This window comes from Microcoleus sp. M2_D5 (assembly GCF_036701935.1).
Classification (GTDB): Bacteria; Cyanobacteriota; Cyanobacteriia; order Cyanobacteriales; family Microcoleaceae; genus Microcoleus.
Map to the genome: position 1 here is coordinate 100568 of NZ_JAUBRP010000008.1, position 17948 is coordinate 118515.

Consider the following 17948-nt stretch of genomic DNA (forward strand, 5'->3'; position numbering starts at 1 on the left):
AGTTTTGATTTTAACACGAGTCAAATTTCTGAATATTTGAGGAATTCAGGCTGTATTCGTACAAATCATCAATTAAGCTGAATTGAGAAAGGCGATCGCACGGGATAAATAAACCCGGTTTCTGGGATGAGCGATCGTTCTGACCGACAAACATTTACCTCTAAAATAGTCGAAATTGACTTATCCAGAGTTCTCCTCCGACTCCGCCTTGTGAAGAGGCGGTAATTTCATCATTCGATAATAACTTAAAAGCTAATATCTGCTTATATATGGCGGCACAGATTACCATTATTTAATAATACGTCAAGTTGCAGAAAAAAGCAAGGGGTGAGAGCAAAAAAGATTAATGCCTAATGCCCAATGCCCAATGCCAAATTTTTGTTACAATACAAGTGAATTTAGAAAAATTTAGAGATAAAAGTTTATGAGCAGCCTTATATCGGTGCAAACGCTAATTGAATATATAGAAGCTTTGCCAGCCCAAGAGCAAACTTTACTATTTGACGAGCTTTTCAGGCGAAACACAATCAAGCAGCTTCAGGAAAACAATACAGCAGCAGTGAAGGCGTCTATGATGGCAGAAAGAGAAAAGCCGCGCCAGGAAAACAGCAAGCATACAGTTAAGACAAAAACACTCTTAACAGGTAACGCTACCTGCGACATTCGCGCAGCCGATCGCACTAACTTTGGGGGCGATCTCGACAGCTCAACTGCTCACATAATCATTAAAAACGAATCAGACAGAACAGTAAGTGCAGCGTTGCTGGGATGGCCCGAATGCAAAGCTTTTGGCGAGACGCGATCGCAAGCACTGCAAAACCTTCACGATTTAGTAAATGCCCAGCTAGCCGAAGCAGAAATCGTCTCTGTCAAACTCACGAATAGTCGATCGAACAATCCTTGGGTGAGGTTAGCTGGTAAGTATGAAAACGATCCGTATTACGATGAGGTATTGGCACACATAGAAGAATATCGCCGCGAACTCGATGCAGAAACCGAAGCTTATTACAGTCAAATTGACGATGCGGTTGAGACAGAATGAGCCTATAGATACTTGATACGAATTGTTTCTCCGATTGGCAAAAGAATGAGCCAATGATGGTGCAGCGAATCGAGGTTAACGCAGAAAACCTTGCTGTAACTATCGTAACCGTAGAGGAAGTAATTCGCGGCTGGTTCGATTTTATCAGAAAGGCTTCGACATCTTCGCAAGCGGACAAATTAGTATGGGGTTACACCAGGTTATGGGATACATTAGATGATTTCAAAAATCTCAACATTCTGAAATTTGACCCGAATGCTTTCACTATTTACACTGAGTTACGCCGTCAAAAAATACGCATCGGCACGCAAGATTTGCGGATTGCTGCTATTGTACTTGCTAATAATGCTATCCTCGTTACGCGCAACTACCGAGATTTTTCGCAAGTCCCTGATTTAGTGCAGGAAGACTGGACAATTCAACCTTAAAAGTAAGCGCGATTGCTAATCGTAGGGTGCGTCGCCATCGAATTTTTCGCGATGATTGGAAGCTCTGCGAGGCGACGCACCTTACATTTAAAGGCTGATATCTGCTTATATATGGCGGCACAGATTCCCATTATTTAACAATAGGTCAAGTGACCTAAAAAAGCAAGGGGCGAAATAAAAAAAATCCCGCCCCAGCTTCACTTAAAAAACTACCTTTGATCCCAAGCCTTAGCCGCATCAGCCACAGCTTGATCTACCGACTTCTCATCCAACATTGCCGCCTGCAAATTGTCATAAATCGCCTTTTGCAACTTCTTAACATCCTTGAGAGGCGGAATCAATAGCTCGGCGGAAGTCAACCCAGAAGCACTAACAATCCGAGCTCGATCGGCAGCAGCAGCATCAGCAGAAACAGTCTTAAAATAATCGTCCTGCAAAGCCTCAACCGTAGAAGGCAAAACATTAGCAGCCTTAGCAAAAGCCAACTGATTTTGAGAATTAGTCACGTACAAAGCAAACTTGACAGCATCATCAGGGCGCTTGCTGTCGCGGGGCACAACCAAATTCATCACCGCCACAGTCTTCTTGCCGGTTTCCCCCGTAATTTGAGGCGCAGCAGCCGAAACAGCACCAATACTCGGAGCATTCTCAGCAATCGCCTTCAAAAATTGAGGGCCCGAAGCTAAAAAAGTAGTTTCTCCAGCTTGATAAAGCTCGATCGCCCTGCGATGTCCCTGCACCAAAACATCCTGCGGCAAAAGTCCGTCTTTGTACAAATCTACCCAATACTGAAAGACTGCTTTCCCCTTAGCAGTATTAAAAGCCGCCTTGCCTTTAGCGTCCACCAAAGGCACACCCATCTGCACGAAAGATTGCAAAACTTCCGCCGAATCTTCCGGCACAAAAGTCACAAAAAAAGCAAACTTACCAGTCTTTTCCTTCACCTGCTTGGCAACAGTTGCCAACTCGGCATAAGTAGCAGGAGGCTTAGCAATTCCAGCCTTCTTCAACAACTCCGTATTGTAAATTGTCACCCCAGTCGTGAGATACCAAGGAATGCCAAAAGTCTTGCCGTCGAGTACACTAGCTTTCCAGATATTTGGGAGATAGAGCTCGCGAACTTGCTGCGGAATTCGAGAGTCCAAATCCAGCCAAGCATTGCGTCCCGCCAACAGCGAAGCAAAATCGGGATTTAGGTTAACCACATCCGGCGCAGTTTTCGCCGAAACAGCCCCCAAAATCTTGCTTTCCATCGCCGACCAAGGAACGTCCACCCAGCGCACCTTCACCCCCGGATTTTCGGCTTCAAAACCGGCGATCGTCTTGTTGAAATACTCAGTAAACTGAGGTTGAAGCTGCATAGTCCAGAACTCGATTTCCTGCGTATTATTTGCCTGGGAATTCACAGCCGGCTTGCTGCAACTCACCACCGCAGACAGCAGCAGTCCCACCAGCCCAAAAACAGCAAACAGTTGCCAAGATTTACGTTTCATAGAATAAAATTTGAGAGTTATGGGAACCGTCATTCGATTTGAGATTTTAGATTTTAGATTTTGGATTGACTTGCGCGAGATTAATTCGGGGGACGCAAGGATTTTAGATTTGAGATGCTTTCGATTGACTTGCGCGAGATAAATCACGTGGCGGGTAACACCTTTGAAATTCGCTTGTCATACAAAGGCACGCGCGGCGAAGCTATCCCGTAGGGAATCGCCCGAATCAAGCGCGATGAGTCAGTAACAGAGTTTTGTACCTGGGTTCAGGAGCGAGATAGTCTGTTTTTGTGCAGAATCGGCAGGTTTTCGGTCGATCGAGCTGGAATTTATTGACATTCTCCGCAGAATAGCTATTGTCAAGTAAATTGGATAGCATAAAATCGGAACTAGCGATCGCGCAACACAGACTGAGCTGTGCAGAAGAAGGCGGGATACCGAGATTACAGCACTCTTGCGGCAGTTGGAAACCAACCCTCCAACACGCCTGCGCGCTGAATCAGGCTGGCCAACTACAAAAGAAAAAAATAGCAATTATCGGCGACCCAATCACATGGTTAACTTTTTCAAAGGTCTACTTTCCCAACGCCAGCCAGGAATCGGGATCGAAATAGCCCCAGACCGCATCAACATCATTCAGCTCGAAAAGAAAGCTCAGGCATTAAAATTAGGCATCCTAGCCTCAATAGAAGTTCCAGAAGACTATGTACAAGAAGGACAAATAGTCGATCCGCCGGGAATGGCAGAACTAATACGTACCGTCCTCACGGACAACAAAATCAAAGCCAAGCGAGTAGCCACAGCCATTCCCGGCCGCGAAGCAGTCATCCGCCTCATCCCAGTTCCAGCAGAGCTCAACGAAGAAGAACTGCGGGATTACATGAACGCAGAAGCAGGACTGTACTTGCCATTTCCTAGAGAAGACGCCGACGTAGACTATCAAAAAATAGGTCTTTTTGTAGATGACGACGGAGTAGAAAAAGTGCAAGTCGTCTTAGTAGCAACCCGCAGAGAAGTTACCGACACATACATCGAAACATTCAAAGAAGCCGGACTAATTATAGACGTACTAGAAGTAACCAGTTTTGCCCTAATCCGCACCCTCAAAGAACAACTGCAACAATTTTCCTCCCAAGAAGCAGCAGTTCTCACCGCCATAGAATTTGACAGCACCGAGTTAGCTATAGTAGTGGACGGCATACCTCAGTTCAACCGTACCATCCCGATCGGCACCTACCAAATCCAGACCGCTCTCAACCAAGCCATGAACCTGCCGCCAACCAGGGACACCAGCGAACTGCAAGGCATGACCCTGCCAGTCACAGATACAATGGGCGCATCGGGAGACGCCAATCCGGGAACAAATGCGATGATCAAAGTATTGGGAGAACTAGCAGACGAACTGCGCCGCTCAGTAGACTTTTACCTCAACCAGAGCGAAGAACTCGAAGTAGCGCAACTGCTGCTAGCAGGCCCGGGAGCTGCGATCGGCAAACTCGACGAATTTTTTATGCAAAGATTAAGCTTGCCCGCATCTCAAGTCGATCCCATCGAAACCCTAGGACTCGAAATCAGCCAAGAAATTACCCCAGAACAGCGAGCAGGTTTAGGAGTCGCCCTAGGTTTAGGACTGAGGGAGGTTATGTGACCTAACAGTTTTAGATAAAGTCCTGGACGCACACGGGGGCAAAAACCCGGTTTCTGCGTCAATATCTCGGATCGAGCCACGATTTTTCGGAGAAACCGGGTTTTTTTGACCTTAGTCCTAAGATAGAAAAACCGATTTGAGAATTTTAGGTAAAAACCCCTGCCAAAAGAAGAAGGCAGAAAGCAGAAGGTAGAATATTGGAGGTAGAAGGTAGAAGGTAAAAGGTAGAATATATCTGAGCTAGAAGCAGCCCCTTCCTTCAGTAGAAGGCAGAAAGTAGTTTCTTTCTTCCCTAAATAAATCCTTCACTTGTACCAGCAATCTTGGATTCTGTCTAAAATCTAAAATTTCTAATTTAAATCTATAGCAACAGCCAAGACTGTTAGTACCTTCTTAATTGCTGAAACATTAGCGGTAGATCACTTTTTGCTTCTACCTTCTACCTTCTGCCTTCTGCCTTCTGCCTTCTGCCTTCTGCTATAAAAACGAGTGAAGCCATGTACAGCCTAGATATTAATTTTCTCAACGACCGTCCCGACTACAAACCCGTTGCAACCAAAAGCCCAGCTAAAAAAAGTTCCGGTGGAGCCAAAGACCAACTGCCCATATATGGGGCGCTGCTGTTTGCCCTTGGCATCAACGCCGCAGTCATGGGCGCCTGGTGGTGGAAGACTAACGAAAATACCAACTTGGCGACAGAACAAGCAGCCATCGACCAAGAAGTGGCCAAGTTAAACACTCAAGCCAACACCATCAAAGCCATCAACGCCGAAACACAACAAGTTACCGCCGAATACCAAGCATTAGCCGGAGTATTCGACCAAATTAAACCTTGGTCGGCGATGCTGCAAGACCTCAGTGCCCGCACTCCCGCCGGAGTGCAAATTGGCAAAATCGAGCAAATCGACCCCAGTCCCTCCCCCGTTGCAGCAGCACCCCCACCCCCCGCAGCAACTCCCGCTGCTTCCCCAGGGGCGAGTCCGTCTCCAGCAGCCAGCCCCGCCCCGGCAGCACCTCCCGTCCCCGTCGTCCCGCAGCAGGCATCAAAAGTGCAAATTTCAGGGATAGCCAGTACCTTTGCTCAAGTTAACGACTTTATGTTGCTAGTCCAGCGCTCTCCTTTCTTCCTTAACACCGATACCAAACTGATAGCGGCCACATTAAAAAACAACCCCGCACAATTGCAAGTACGCAACCAAAACGCAGCACCAGCAGAACTTCCCAAACTGCGACCGGTGGTGGAATATAAAATTGAAACGACGCTCAGCCCGACGGGGGCCTCCGAGTTGCTCCCCGAACTGCGAAGCAAGCAAGCAGACGGGCTCGCAATACGGATAGAAACACTTCAAGAAAAAGGAGTGCTAGAACCACAAAAACCAGAGGTGAAAAAACAATGACAGCAAATCAGTTTATTCCCAGCGGCGCACAAGCAGAAGAGACAGGGACTCAGGAAATATTCGGCATTAAGCTGACACCCCAAGTCCAAGCAATCGGCATCGCGGTTCTCGGCCTCCTGATTGCCGGCGGCCTAGGCTACCAGTTCGTACTGCCCGAATTCCAAAAAAACGGCGAATTGCAGCAAAAAATTGCTGAAAGCGAGCAAACGCAAGAGCAATTGAAAACTCAAATTCAAAAAAAGGCAGAAGCAGAAGCCAAGCAAGAAGAAGCAAAACAGCGCCGCGCCAACGTGACGGCAATGTTTGCCAGCGACGCCAGCGCCAACACGCTGTTGCTTGACATGACCCAACTCGTTAATAGAATCAACGCGGGCGTGCAAGGAGATGACCTCAAGGCTAAAATTACAAAATTTGAGCCGGATATGCCGCCAGCAGCAGCAACCGCCGCGCCGGGAACTGTAGACCCTGATATTCTGGCAGATACCTCCTTCGGGCCGTCCCTGGCTGGCAAGCTCAGACGCAAAAAATTTAAGGTAGAGTTTGAAGGCACTTTCGCTCAAACCCGCAATTTTATGCGTAACTTGGAGTTGATGCAGTCGCTGTTGGTAGTGAGGAATTTGAAATCTGAATTGCTAGCATCAAGTCAGCCAATTGAAGTTGATTTTTTGAAAGGGAAAATAGTTCCTGTGGAGCAACCGCCAACAAAAATTAAAACTGCTTTTGACTTGCACGCGCTGCTGCCGTTAAAGCAAGAAGAAAAACCGCAAACTCCGGCTCCGAGTCCTGGTGCTAGGTAGCGGTAGTTGGGCAGATAGATATTAGCTATTGTTCCCAACTCGCTATTTCACAAGAAAGGAGAAGGCAGAAGGTTTAATTTTGAAGATTGAAGGTAGAAGTCAAAAAAGTATGAAGGCCACAAAAATATTTTTATATGGCACTCAACAATTTGCTCTAAAACCTAATTTCTTCTAATACCAGTTTCTCAAAGTAATGGAACTGTATAGCAATCCTTGTATGAGTCGTAATTTTTTTAGCCAACCCCAACCATCCCCTTAAAAAGGGGAGGGAGTAAGAAATCCACAAATGATGCGAGGATTGCTGTAGGATAGCTTCTAACCCTGATATCATCATTTATTCCCTATCGAAAATAGAACATCGAAAAGGGCATAAATTCTTCCTTCAAAAAGGCTCGAACCCTTGAATATTTTAGTCAGTTTAGCAGCTAGCGACAAAAGACTGCGAACAAAAAATACAAATTGTAGTGGAGGAGAGAACGTGAAACAGCATCTACGGTTAAGTGGAGGACTCTTATGCAGCATGGCCGGAGTTCTCGTAGCCCAAGCCCCCGTCTTGGCAGTGCCGACTCAAGTCACAGGAGTGCAAGTAAGTCAAGCTAATAATGGCGTAAATATTGTGATGGCGACAGAAAAGGGCGATCGCCCGCAAGTTTTCGCCATCAATAACGGCAATACTTACCAAGCCACAATTATCAACACCCAGCTCCGCTTACCACAAGGCAACAGCTTCCGTCAAGATAACCCCGCTCCGGGAATTTCTTCAGTAGAAATCAGCCAGGTAGAGGCTAACAGCATCCGCGTTGTAGTAGCCGGCACCAACGGAGTTCCCAACGGACAAATTGTTCCGGGACAAGGCCAAAGCATCGTCCTCAGCGTTGCCGGAGTAGGTGGCACAGCACAGTCTGCCCAAACTCCACCCCCGCCCCCTCCGGGACTGCCGCTGAGCCAAACAGCTCCCCCGCCGGCTCCCCAAGTCCGCACCTCGCAAAACCCAGGCGTGCTGCTGCCAAATCCCCAAGTTACTGTTACCAGAAACGATCGCCCGCCCCTCCCCAGCGAGATTCAATCTCAGGCAAATCAGGCTGCGCCTTTCCAGCCGCGGGCCGTGGCTCCGCCCTTGGGAGATATCGCGGTGTCTAACATCGCCCCCGGCGTGGGAAATATTGAACTGAGTTCGGGAGAACGCATCCCCCGCTTGGTGCTGCGGGATGCCCCAGTCAGGGACGTTTTGGCTCTGCTGGCCCGCGCTGCGGGCTTGAACATTGCTTTTACAGGCGGCGGGGCCCCTGCTCAACCGGGGCAGCCCGCAGTGCCCGGTCAGCCGGGAGCCTCCGGCTCAGATGAAGGGCCAAAGATTTCTTTGGACATCGAAAATGAGTCGGTGCAAGATGTCTTTAATTACGTGCTGCGGCTCAGCGGGCTGCAAGCAAACCGCCAGGGGCGGACGATTTTTGTAGGGACGAGCTTGCCGATCGACTCGCGCAATATTATCATTCGGACTCTGCGGCTCAATCAAGTTCGGTCTACGGATGCAGCTAACTTTTTGAGCGCTCAAGGCGCGGAAACTCAACTGCCGATTACTCGCGTGACTATTCAAAGCGTGGGCCAGGGAAATGCTGCGCGGGATGTAGAAATTCGGGAACCCGACATTAAGGCGATCGGCGCTAGGGAAGGCACGGGGCCGCTGTTGCTGAGGGGGCTGTCCGTGCTGGCCGATTCTCGGCTCAATTCCATCACTTTAGTGGGCGATCCGCGCAAAGTTGACATGGCTGTGGCTTTCTTGACACAGCTAGATTTGCGTCGCCGTCAAGTCGCTGTCAACGTCAAGGTGATCGATATCAACTTGTTGGGAAACAACCAAACTAACAGCAGTTTCTCTTTCGGAATTAATAACAATTTCTTCGTCAATGACAATGGGGCGGCAAGTCTCAATTTTGGCGGCATCAATCCGCCCAGTGGGACTGCCCTTGGGGGGATCAACGCTCGACCGATCGTCCCCAATCCCCTAGGAACCCCGGATGTTTTCTACGATGCGAACGGCCGGCGTATCGTGCCGTTTACAGGTCAAGGTCTCGAAGGCCCCGCCAAAGGTGCGTTCCTCGATCCCATAGCCCCAGTTACTAATGACCCCACGCGAGTTGGAATTACGGATTACGAGCCTGGATCGGCAACCGCTTCGGGAAGTGCAACTTTCGGCCTGTTCCCGCTGTTCCAATATCCCAGGAGGTTCCTGTCGGCGTTGCAGGCAACTATTCAGAGCCAAAATGCCAAAATCCTGACCGATCCGACTCTGGTGGTTCAAGAAGGAGAAACGGCGAATGTGAATATTACTGATGAGGTGATCAGCAACATCACGTCCGACACCCAGACTACCGGAAATACAAGTACCACAACGGTGACGGCAGTCAAAGACAGGGCCGGTTTGCAGTTGGGGGTGGCGATCGACCGGATTGACGACAACGGCTTTGTCTCTCTGCGGGTGAACCCGATTATCAGGACACCGGGCGTCCCTCAAAACCTGAGCACGGGCCCGAACACAAATACTATCAGGCTGCTGGGCGAGCGATCGTTGCAATCGGGGCTAATTCGCCTGCGGGACGGTCAGACTTTGATTGTTTCGGGGATTATCCGCGACGAAGAACGGGTTACAGCGAACAAGATTCCGATTTTGGGAGATTTGCCGATTATCGGTTCGCTGTTCAGGAGCACCAGTAAGGCCAACCAGCGGGCAGAGTTGATTGTATTGCTGACTCCGCAGATTTTGGATGATAGCGATCGATCGAACTTTGGCTACCAAAACAGCATCAGTCCCGACGCGCGCCAACTGTTGCAGCGCAGTCAGCCCGTCCAGCCGAGACAGTAGGAACGAAGGAAGAAGACATGGGTGTCAACTTTCCACGCTCTTTCCCCTGAGTCCGACAGTCCGACAGGGGTTGAAACCCCTGCCTCAAAGAAGACAGTCCTCGCTCAAGAGGACTAAAGAACTGATTAGTCCTCTGCAAAAGGACTATCAATCACTCTTTGAGTCGTCTTCAGACGACTTTCGCTATGAGACAGGGGTTTCAACCCCTGGCGGGTTTCGGGAGAATGAAACAGTCCTGGCCCACGGGGAAAAGAAAGGGGAAAGAAAGAAGGAAGAACGAAAAAAATTTTCCTTTAGCCCTTGACAAATTACATTTTATTCCTTCTATTTCTATTTTTTTGAGATGGCAAATCCACCGAGGCGAGAAATCTTGTCTCCAAGGTGGTATTTTTTTACCTAAATTTTGGGATTAATTACAAAAATTAGCCAGTTCCATATAAATTAAAGGTTCCACCGATCCATAACGGTCGGCAAGACTTTAGAATAATGCAGTGAAAATTAGATGCTGTGGGGTTTTCAGCAGTTAGAAACAAAAATTCCTTTTCTGACCAATTACCCTAGGGTAATTGGTATTCAGCAGGAGTTGTGATTCGGGGAAGCGGACGGGAGCAATCGGGAACCACCCAAACCTCCCAATCCACACCTCAATCCAGTTGATAACTCACAGCTAATAGTTGAACTAACTCTGTTTAACGTAATTTTGCAAATCGAGAAGGACTTCGCAATGAACAAAGGTGAATTGGTTGATGCAGTGGCGGAAAAGGCTAGCGTGACGAAAAAACAGGCAGATGCTGTTTTGAGTGCGGCCCTGGAAGCAATCATGGAAGCTGTCTCCGATGGCGACAAGGTGACGCTGGTCGGTTTTGGCTCGTTTGAGTCGCGGGAACGCAAGGCCCGCGAGGGTCGCAATCCCAAAACTGGCGACAAGATGGAAATCCCGGCAACCAGAGTTCCTGCATTTTCCGCAGGGAAGTTGTTTAAGGACAGAGTTGCACCGCCGAAAAACGCAGAATAGCTGGCAAACTGAGTCTTGATTAGACCTTTACACGGTGGGAATTTAGCTTGGGCAGCCGCACTGGCAGGCTGCCCTGCCTCTGCTATTGTCGATTTTTCTGCGAGTATCAGTCCTTTGGGCCCTCCTGAGTCGGCACTGGCTGCGATTCAATCACACTCGAGCAGTCTGACGGCTTACCCAGACCCGGATTATGGGGAGCTCAGGACTGCTTTGGGGGAGGCTTTGAATGTTGACCGGGATTGGATTTTGCCGGGGAATGGTTCGGCGGAATTGTTGACTTGGGCGGCTTGGGATTTGTCGAAGCTGGAGGGGACTTATGTGGTGACTCCGGCTTTTGGGGATTACTCGCGGGCTCTTTCGGCTTTCGGCGCGCAGGTGCTTAAATGTCCTTTGGAACTCGAATCTTGCACCATTGTCAAGAACGGGCAAGATGCCCATTCCACAAGAGAGGAATTTTCTGGTGGAACAGGCATGATGCCTGTTCATAAACAAGTAATTGAAAATGGTGCAACATCTGAGTTGGATCTGAAATCGTTGGACGTTGGGGCCCGAAGCCGGTTAGTAACGGATGATTTGTCGGTTTCTAACGGTTCCCTTGTCTCCCCTTCTTTTCGTATCCCAGTTCCTCTGGCTCTCGATGCCCCCTCTCGACGAGGTTTGCTACTGAATAACCCGCACAATCCTACGGGTTTGCTGTTTGCTAGGGAGGCGATTTTGCCTTACGTGAAGCAGTTAGGTATGGTGGTGGTGGATGAGGCCTTTATGGACTTTCTACCGCCTTCTGAGCAGGAAACTTTGATCGATGCTGTTGAGGAGTTTCCGAATTTGGTGATTTTACGATCGCTCACTAAATTCTATTCTCTGCCGGGACTGCGGTTGGGCTGCGCGATCGCCCATCCCGATATTCTGCGCCGCTGGCAGTTACTGCGCGATCCTTGGCCTGTGAATGCTTTGGCTGCTGCTGCTGCTGCTGCTGTGGTTCGAGATGCGGCTTTTGAGCAGCAAACTTGGGATTGGCTGCCTGTTGCTCGCTTTGAGCTATTTGAGGGTTTGGCTAATTTGCCGGGTTTGCAGCCTTTTGCCGGGGCGGCTAATTTCTTGTTGGTTGAGTCGTCGGTGTCGGTTTCTTCGATTCAAAAAAGTCTGTTGGAACGACACCGGATTTTGATTCGGGATTGTTTGAGTTTTCCTGAGTTGGGCGATCGGTTTTTTCGGGTGGCTGTGCGCTCAAGGGCGGACAATCTGCGGTTGATTGCTGGACTTAAAGAAGTCATTAGTCAGTAGTCAGTTGTCAGTTGTCCGTTGACAAACCGATTTTATTGGTCGTTCGAGCGCACCTACTCAAGAAACCCGGTTTCTCTGATAAATCTTGGATTTTGCAGCGAAGTATCTAGGAAGAAACCGGGTTTCTGACCCCGCGCGCCGATCGCCCTAAACTACTAACTAATGACTACTGACTAATGACAATTCCCGCATCCAGGATACAAGCTCCCGGATTCATCCGTCCCGAAATAAAAAACCTGTATCAGATGAAACTTGCCGAACGTATTTATCCGTGGTCAATGCTTCAAATCTAAAATCTAAAATCTAAAATCTAAAATCTAAAATCTAAAATCGATTGACTTCTTTATTTATGCTTGATTATGATTTAGTGATTATTGGTGGAACTCCGGCCGGACGTTATGCTGCTTTGACTGCAACTAATTTCCCGGCCCGCGTTGCTTTGGTGGAACCGCTAAGTAATTCCCAAGATTTGCCGAGTGGGGGGAAAGAGTCGATCGACCTTGGTTTGAGATACAGCCAAACTTTGAGGGAGGCTGCTCGTTTTGCTCAGCAGATCGGCCGCCAGCAGTTGGGAGTTCGCTGGGAAGTTGCGAATTCCTCCATGCCGCTCAAATTGCGGTTTGACGGGGTTCTAAAGTGGGCAGATGATGTTGTTTCTAATTTGTCAGAAATTGATTCTCTCGGCCTTTTGGCTACTCGCGGGATTGATGTTATTTTTGGCAACGGCGAGTTTGTTGCGAAACCGGATTTGGCTTTTGTTGTGGGCGGGCGAAAATTGCGATCGCTCTGTTATTTGCTAGCTTGTCCAACTCTGCCGGCGATTCCCAATATTGAAGGACTTTCGTCTGCTGGCTTTTTTACTTCGGAAACTGTTGGGGAATTAGCAAAACTTCCCCAGTTGCCTAAAAGTTTGGCTGTAATCGGCGCAGATCCCAGCGGTGTCGAAGTGGCTCAAACTTTTAGGCAACTGGGGGTTGCTGTCACTTTGGTGGTGAAAAGTTCGCACATTTTGGCTAAAGAAGACCGGGAGGCTGCTGGTTTGGTGCAAGCTGGAATGGAAGCTGAGGGAGTGCGGATTCTGACTGCTACTGAGGTGACTCAAGCTAGGGTGATTGATGGTAAAAAGTGGATTCAAGCTGGACCAAGGGCGATCGAAGCTGAGGAGATTTTTCTGGCTGCGGGTAGAGGACACAATTTTTCTTCGTTAAATCTCGAAGCGGCTAAGGTTAAATTCAGCGATCGGGGGGTGATTTTAAATGAAAAGCTGCAAACAACTAATCACCGAATTTACGCGATCGGCGATGTTGCTGGGGGTTATCCGTTCCCTCACATCGCTAATTGCGAAGCTGCAGTTGCTGTGAAAAATGCTTTGTTTTTGCCGCTGTTTCAAATAGATTATCGCGGGATTCCTTGGGCGATTTTTTCCGATCCGCAGTTGGCGAGGGTTGGCTTGACTGAAGCGCAAGCAAGGCGCCGTTTTGGAGACGATCTGATTGTTTGTCGGGAATATTTCAAGAATGTTGAAAGAGCTCAAATGTCCGGGGATACAACTGGTTTTTGTAAGATTGTCGGGCGTCGCAACGGGGAGATTTTGGGAGCGAGCATTGTGGGGCCGCAAGCTGCTGAGTTGATTCACGCGATCGCTTTGGCTGTGCGTCACGGGATGAAGGTTGAGGCGATCGCCCAACTTCCTTATATTTGGTCGAGTTTTTCGGAAATTAGCGGTCAAACTGCTGCTGTTTGGGAGTCGCAGCGCTTGGGCAGAAATACTTTTTCGCGGAATTTATGGGAGAATTTGTTTCACTGGCGCAGGTATTGGAAGTGATAGTTTTGGGAATGGGGAATTGGGCATAGGCCTCCGTGTGCATAGGGAATTGGGAAGTCTATTTTTATTCAAAGCTGTTGATTTAGTGGTTAACTATGAATATGATAATAAATATCAAAAATTGAATACAGTCCAGACACACTACTACTATCCGAGGTTTGATTCATGGATTGCAAAACAGCTACTTTGGTTTACGAAACAGGAAATCCCCTGGAAAAGATTCGCGAGATGTTTCCAGAAGCTTGGCAATTTTTGACAGATCAGTCTTTGGCTTTTGTTGCGGGGAAAGATGATGCTTTTGATGCGGAAATTAAAAAGTCGATCGGCAAAACGCCTTTTGGGTTCAGAATTACTCACCGCTCCGATACTGAACAGTTGACAAAGGATATTTCTGAACTGTTGGGCGATATTACTTCTCGGTTGCTTTTAGAACAGCATTTTTCTCAAGTTGTGGGTCGTCCTCTTTATTTCAGCACGATTTGCTGTTCTAGCCACCTGACGGCCGATCGCGAATTGACTTTGGATGAAGTTCTGCCAATTCAGCGGGCTGCGGTTAAGTTACAATAGTCATCAGGAGTCATCAGTCATTAGTTATTAGTAATTAGCAACACTCGCAATCGGTTGTTTTGCCTGTGGAACGAAACCCAACACGAAAGTTTGTAAGTAGCAATTTGTGAAAGTGGTAGGATTCGGGCTAAGTTAAAAAGTTAGATCGAATCCGGTGACATCGGAATTATTTAACCGCAGAGAACACAGAGAACGCAGAGGGAGAGAAGAGACAGATGAATAATTCAGATGCTAACAGATTTGATATTACTTGCCAATAACTAATAACTGATGACAGATGACTAATGACTGAGAACTAATGACTGCTCACTAATTATTGCGGGCGAGAGTGCAATGCTGGATTTGACGATCGCCGGTACAATGCGATCGCACGCCATTCTCGCCCCAGAAAGGTTTCTGGCGACTGGCCCCACTTGCAGCGCCGCTAAACCACCAGTCAAAAATAATTCGCATCCGGGCCAACGCAGGTGTTTGTCTAAGACTGGCAAACCTTTAACTATTTCAATGGGATGCGTTTCTAGCATTTCTTTGAACATTGGTTCGGCTGCAATGTCTAGTTTGGTGCCGGTTGCTAGCCAAATTCGATCGACAAATAATGTCTCCCCACCGCTGCAGTCAACCGTCCATCTGTTATTTTCCCACCGAACGCCAACCACTTCGCACTGTTCGTGAAATGTCAGTTTTTCGCTGCGGGAGAGCCTCCGCAACTGTGTCATAATTTCCGGTGTCATCGAGCCACCGTTGCGGGCTTGTTGAATGGTTTCCCAACGCGAATGGCAATCTGGTTCGGCGGCGAATCCTTTGAGGTATTTTGGCCCCAACCAACCGGGTTCGGCATCAAATAGTTTTTCTTGGAAATAGCGCCTCGTCATTAACAGGACTTTGGCTCCTCTGGCAATTGCTCCTACTGCTAAATGTCCGCTGGTTAGTCCGCCGCCGACAATTAATATTTGTTCTCCGTGCAATTGCAAAGTTCGCAAATCTACTTGATGGGAGTGGCGAATTCTTTCGGGGGGATGCTGTGTTTGAATTTGATTTGCCCACGCTGGTAAATGCGGTTTTCCACTGCCGGCGGCGACGATTACTCGGCGGGCGATCGCACTTTTTCCGTCTTCAAACCACAGGTGGAAACGGCCGGATTTCGGCTGAATGCGGGTTACTTTTGCTTTGATAACTCGATCGCCCAATTGCCACCTTTTTATTGTGTCGCCGCAAAATTCCTCAAATAACCGACTTCCGGGCAAATCGTAGGGGGGAAACAATTCCGAGGAGCGATTTTCGGCAAACCTCCGCAATTCGTAAGGGTTGGGATCGGGATGGTGCACTGCGGGCGATCGTAAATGCCCAATTTCTAAAGCTGCAAATTGCCTCCGCCACTGACTCAGCCATTCGCCGCTCGGATCGAATGCTAAAATTTTATCCCGGAGGCTCTTGCGTTTTTTTAATATGTGTGCAGTAAGAGTCAGGGCGTGGGGCCCAGCGCCGATTACAGCTAAATCAATTTGGGGCGGCGTGGCTTCTGAGTTCGCTTGCATGAGAATTGCTAATTTGCGAATGATAACAATTCTCATTATAGATGGCGCGAGCGTCAAGTTTACGCCTTTCGATAACCAGCAAGATTTCTGTTCCGCAAAAAGAGACAGGATGATACGCAAAAGCTCAGAAACCCTCTTGATGAGAGGTTTCTGCCCCGACAGGGACGCACTGCGACGCTCAGAAACCGGGTTTTTTAGCTCACCGAAATGAAAACCGAGATCGGAAAGCGTCGGCATCGTCCGTTTGCGTAGCCATATAAGGGTCGCGAATTAAATAACTTACAATTTTAATTGTTATTGTGGGATGGGCGTCCCGCCCGTCATGAGTGGACGGGCTATAAGAGCCCATCCCACTTTCAAGAGTGGAAGTTATTTAATTCTCATTCCTAAGTAAAACAACTTAGCCGACTGCCGATGTCATTGTCCGCTTCTGAACTTTGGCATTTAATACCTGATTTACTTCTGAGAGTTGGGCAGCTTGTTGTGGCATCTGGGCAAATAATTCAGCTTGCTCGCGGGCGACTCCCAAGTGCTCCGCAATCTGACGCAGAAACTCGATTTCCTCTGCTTCCGGCTTTAAACCCTGAGCCGCCCGAATTGTAATGATGACATTAAATTATGATGTAAACTAGACATTAGATTTACTAGGCGCTCGCCTTCAAGCATCGGTTTCAAAAACACTCTTAAGTACCTGATTAGCGTCTTAAGTTCCTCTTCCATGAACTGCGGTTGTTCCATAAGCCTTAGCTAAGTCCTTTTCTACTTAGTCTCAACTCAAGTATCAACAGCTCTTACATAAAATATTAAGTTGAGCTTTTAAAATCCCTCTTTCATAATTGGAATTTCCAAAATATGTTAAGAAAAATGTAATTAATGAATAGCAAGGCAGATCGAGGGAAAATAGTAGAAAGTAACTCTAAGAAGCTTCCGACTTGAAAGAAGTAGGAATACGTAGAAATGGCTAGCATAAAAAATCTTGTTCTAGGATATCACATTAACGAGCAAATATACGCAGGCAATCGAACTCTAGTTTATCGCGGTTGTCGGTCTTCAGATCGGCTGCCCGTAGCGATCGAGCTGCTGCGAAATGACTTTCCCCGCTTCAACGAACTGGTTCACTTCCGCAACCAGTACGTCATTGCTAAAAACTTAGATATCCCTGGCAGTGTCAAGGCATACAGCCTAGAGACTTACCACAACCACTATGCTCTGGTGATGGAAGACTTTGGCGGAATTTCCTTATGTAGCTACCTGGCTAATCTAGCATCCGAGAGCAACGAACCCCTAGAAGGCTTGCCCGTGAGCGAGTTTCTGCCTATTTCCATTCAAATTGCCAACTCCCTCGACGGACTTTATCGCCACCACGTCATCCATAAAGACCTCAAACCTGCCAACATTCTCATTAACCCCACCAGCAAACAAGTCAAGCTGATTGACTTCAGCATCGCTTCCCTACTACCGCGCGAAACCCAAGAAATTCAAAATCCCAACGTGCTTGAGGGCACTTTACCTTACATATCTCCCGAACAAACTGGGCGGATGAACCGAGGCATTGATTACCGCACAGATTTCTACTCGCTGGGAGTCACATTCTACGAATTATTAACAGGAAAGTTACCATTCCAAACAGACGATCCAATGGATTTGGTACACTGTCACCTCGCCAAACAGCCCCTCCCAGCCTCAAGTTTAAACCAGAGCGTTCCATTGGTGCTGTCGGAGATTGTCGGCAAACTGATGGCGAAGAATGCTGAAGCTCGCTATCAAAGCGCCCTAGGACTCAAGTTTGATTTGGAAATTTGTTTATTCCAGTGGAAAGAGACAGGGAGGTTAACTAACTTTAAAATAGGGGAGCGAGATTGGGAGCATGTCACTTTTGCAATAAGTATTTATACTTGTGCAGTTTTTGGCGGTCTACCAATTAAGCCATTTAAGTAAGCACATCGATGAGCCAATACCTGCCCAATATGTTCTGATTTCGTAAGGATTCAGGTAAAAATAGTTCCGCAGAGAGCCGAACAATATGGTAATGTAGTCAGATGAGCGAAAAGTCA

The 17948-nt window shown here is 47.9% G+C and carries 14 protein-coding genes and 1 pseudogene; 11 read left to right on the top strand and 4 right to left on the bottom strand.

The genetic code is table 11. From position 1 onward, the window contains the following. Positions 1-10 precede the first annotated feature (10 nt). Complete coding sequence (locus QUA50_RS05860; RefSeq protein ID WP_333264995.1) at positions 11-154, bottom strand: hypothetical protein; 144 nt, start codon at positions 152-154, stop codon at positions 11-13. Between the two features lie 270 nt (positions 155-424). Here QUA50_RS05860 and QUA50_RS05865 point away from each other — a divergent pair, with 270 nt between their 5' ends. Together QUA50_RS05865 and QUA50_RS05870 are read left to right on the top strand one after the other, a co-directional pair. After that, a complete protein-coding gene (locus tag QUA50_RS05865) occupies positions 425-1042 on the top strand; it encodes a hypothetical protein (RefSeq protein ID WP_333264996.1) in 618 nt (205 codons plus the stop codon). 8 nt (positions 1043-1050) lie between these two features. Then, positions 1051-1470 carry a type II toxin-antitoxin system VapC family toxin gene (locus QUA50_RS05870; protein ID WP_333265006.1) on the top strand — a complete coding sequence of 140 codons (420 nt, stop codon included), beginning with the start codon at positions 1051-1053 and terminating at the stop codon, positions 1468-1470. Between the two features lie 209 nt (positions 1471-1679). Here the strand turns inward: QUA50_RS05870 and QUA50_RS05875 are convergent, their stop codons facing one another. After that, positions 1680-2963, bottom strand: a complete 1284-nt coding sequence (locus QUA50_RS05875) for a sugar ABC transporter substrate-binding protein (protein WP_333264997.1) — start codon at positions 2961-2963, stop codon at positions 1680-1682. Between the two features lie 553 nt (positions 2964-3516). Between QUA50_RS05875 and pilM the strand changes: the two genes are divergently transcribed. From pilM to QUA50_RS05915, 8 genes are all read left to right on the top strand, one after another. Further along, positions 3517-4611: a type IV pilus assembly protein PilM gene (gene pilM, locus QUA50_RS05880; protein ID WP_333264998.1), complete on the top strand. Its 1095-nt coding sequence runs from the start codon at positions 3517-3519 to the stop codon at positions 4609-4611. 497 nt (positions 4612-5108) lie between these two features. Next, positions 5109-6008, top strand: a complete 900-nt coding sequence (locus QUA50_RS05885; protein WP_333264999.1) for a PilN domain-containing protein — start codon at positions 5109-5111, stop codon at positions 6006-6008. Continuing rightward, positions 6005-6805, top strand: coding sequence for a pilus assembly protein PilO (locus QUA50_RS05890; RefSeq protein ID WP_333265000.1), 801 nt, complete (start codon positions 6005-6007; stop codon positions 6803-6805). The genes QUA50_RS05885 and QUA50_RS05890 overlap by 4 nt, the downstream gene beginning before the upstream one ends. 478 nt (positions 6806-7283) lie before the next feature. Continuing rightward, positions 7284-9668, top strand: coding sequence for an AMIN domain-containing protein (locus QUA50_RS05895; RefSeq protein WP_333265001.1), 2385 nt, complete (start codon positions 7284-7286; stop codon positions 9666-9668). Between the two features lie 724 nt (positions 9669-10392). After that, positions 10393-10683 (top strand): HU family DNA-binding protein, encoded by a 291-nt coding sequence (locus tag QUA50_RS05900; RefSeq protein ID WP_006634837.1) that lies wholly within the window; start codon positions 10393-10395, stop codon positions 10681-10683. Positions 10684-10698: 15 nt separating this feature from the next. Further along, positions 10699-11967 (top strand): aminotransferase class I/II-fold pyridoxal phosphate-dependent enzyme, encoded by a 1269-nt coding sequence (locus QUA50_RS05905; RefSeq protein ID WP_333265002.1) that lies wholly within the window; start codon positions 10699-10701, stop codon positions 11965-11967. A 334-nt stretch (positions 11968-12301) separates the two neighbouring features. Further along, complete coding sequence (locus tag QUA50_RS05910) at positions 12302-13792, top strand: NAD(P)/FAD-dependent oxidoreductase (RefSeq protein ID WP_333265003.1); 1491 nt, start codon at positions 12302-12304, stop codon at positions 13790-13792. A gap of 165 nt (positions 13793-13957) precedes the next feature. Then, on the top strand, positions 13958-14359 hold the full coding sequence (locus tag QUA50_RS05915) for a hypothetical protein (RefSeq protein ID WP_333265004.1): 402 nt from the start codon (positions 13958-13960) through the stop codon (positions 14357-14359). A 281-nt stretch (positions 14360-14640) separates the two neighbouring features. Here the strand turns inward: QUA50_RS05915 and QUA50_RS05920 are convergent, their stop codons facing one another. Together QUA50_RS05920 and QUA50_RS05925 are read right to left on the bottom strand one after the other, a co-directional pair. Beyond that, positions 14641-15930, bottom strand: coding sequence for an FAD/NAD(P)-binding protein (locus tag QUA50_RS05920; RefSeq protein WP_445243174.1), 1290 nt, complete (start codon positions 15928-15930; stop codon positions 14641-14643). Positions 15931-16294: 364 nt separating this feature from the next. Then, positions 16295-16423, bottom strand: a complete 129-nt coding sequence (locus QUA50_RS05925) for a hypothetical protein (protein WP_333265005.1) — start codon at positions 16421-16423, stop codon at positions 16295-16297. A gap of 428 nt (positions 16424-16851) precedes the next feature. Between QUA50_RS05925 and QUA50_RS05930 the strand changes: the two are divergent. After that, positions 16852-17754 (top strand): annotated as a pseudogene (locus QUA50_RS05930) (serine/threonine protein kinase); the annotation flags it as partial. Positions 17755-17948: the final 194 nt, after the last annotated feature.

Bases quoted from the DNA above. Each gene is read 5' to 3' on its own strand.
- QUA50_RS05865 (WP_333264996.1), top strand. From the start codon at position 425: ATGAGCAGCCTTATATCGGTGCAAACGCTAATTGAATATATAGAAGCT.
- QUA50_RS05920 (WP_445243174.1), bottom strand. From the start codon at position 15,930: ATGAGAATTGTTATCATTCGCAAATTAGCAATTCTCATGCAAGCGAAC.
- QUA50_RS05915 (WP_333265004.1), top strand. From the start codon at position 13,958: ATGGATTGCAAAACAGCTACTTTGGTTTACGAAACAGGAAATCCCCTG.
- QUA50_RS05860 (WP_333264995.1), bottom strand. From the start codon at position 154: ATGTTTGTCGGTCAGAACGATCGCTCATCCCAGAAACCGGGTTTATTT.
- QUA50_RS05885 (WP_333264999.1), top strand. From the start codon at position 5,109: ATGTACAGCCTAGATATTAATTTTCTCAACGACCGTCCCGACTACAAA.
- QUA50_RS05890 (WP_333265000.1), top strand. From the start codon at position 6,005: ATGACAGCAAATCAGTTTATTCCCAGCGGCGCACAAGCAGAAGAGACA.
- QUA50_RS05900 (WP_006634837.1), top strand. From the start codon at position 10,393: ATGAACAAAGGTGAATTGGTTGATGCAGTGGCGGAAAAGGCTAGCGTG.
- QUA50_RS05875 (WP_333264997.1), bottom strand. From the start codon at position 2,963: ATGAAACGTAAATCTTGGCAACTGTTTGCTGTTTTTGGGCTGGTGGGA.
- pilM (WP_333264998.1), top strand. From the start codon at position 3,517: ATGGTTAACTTTTTCAAAGGTCTACTTTCCCAACGCCAGCCAGGAATC.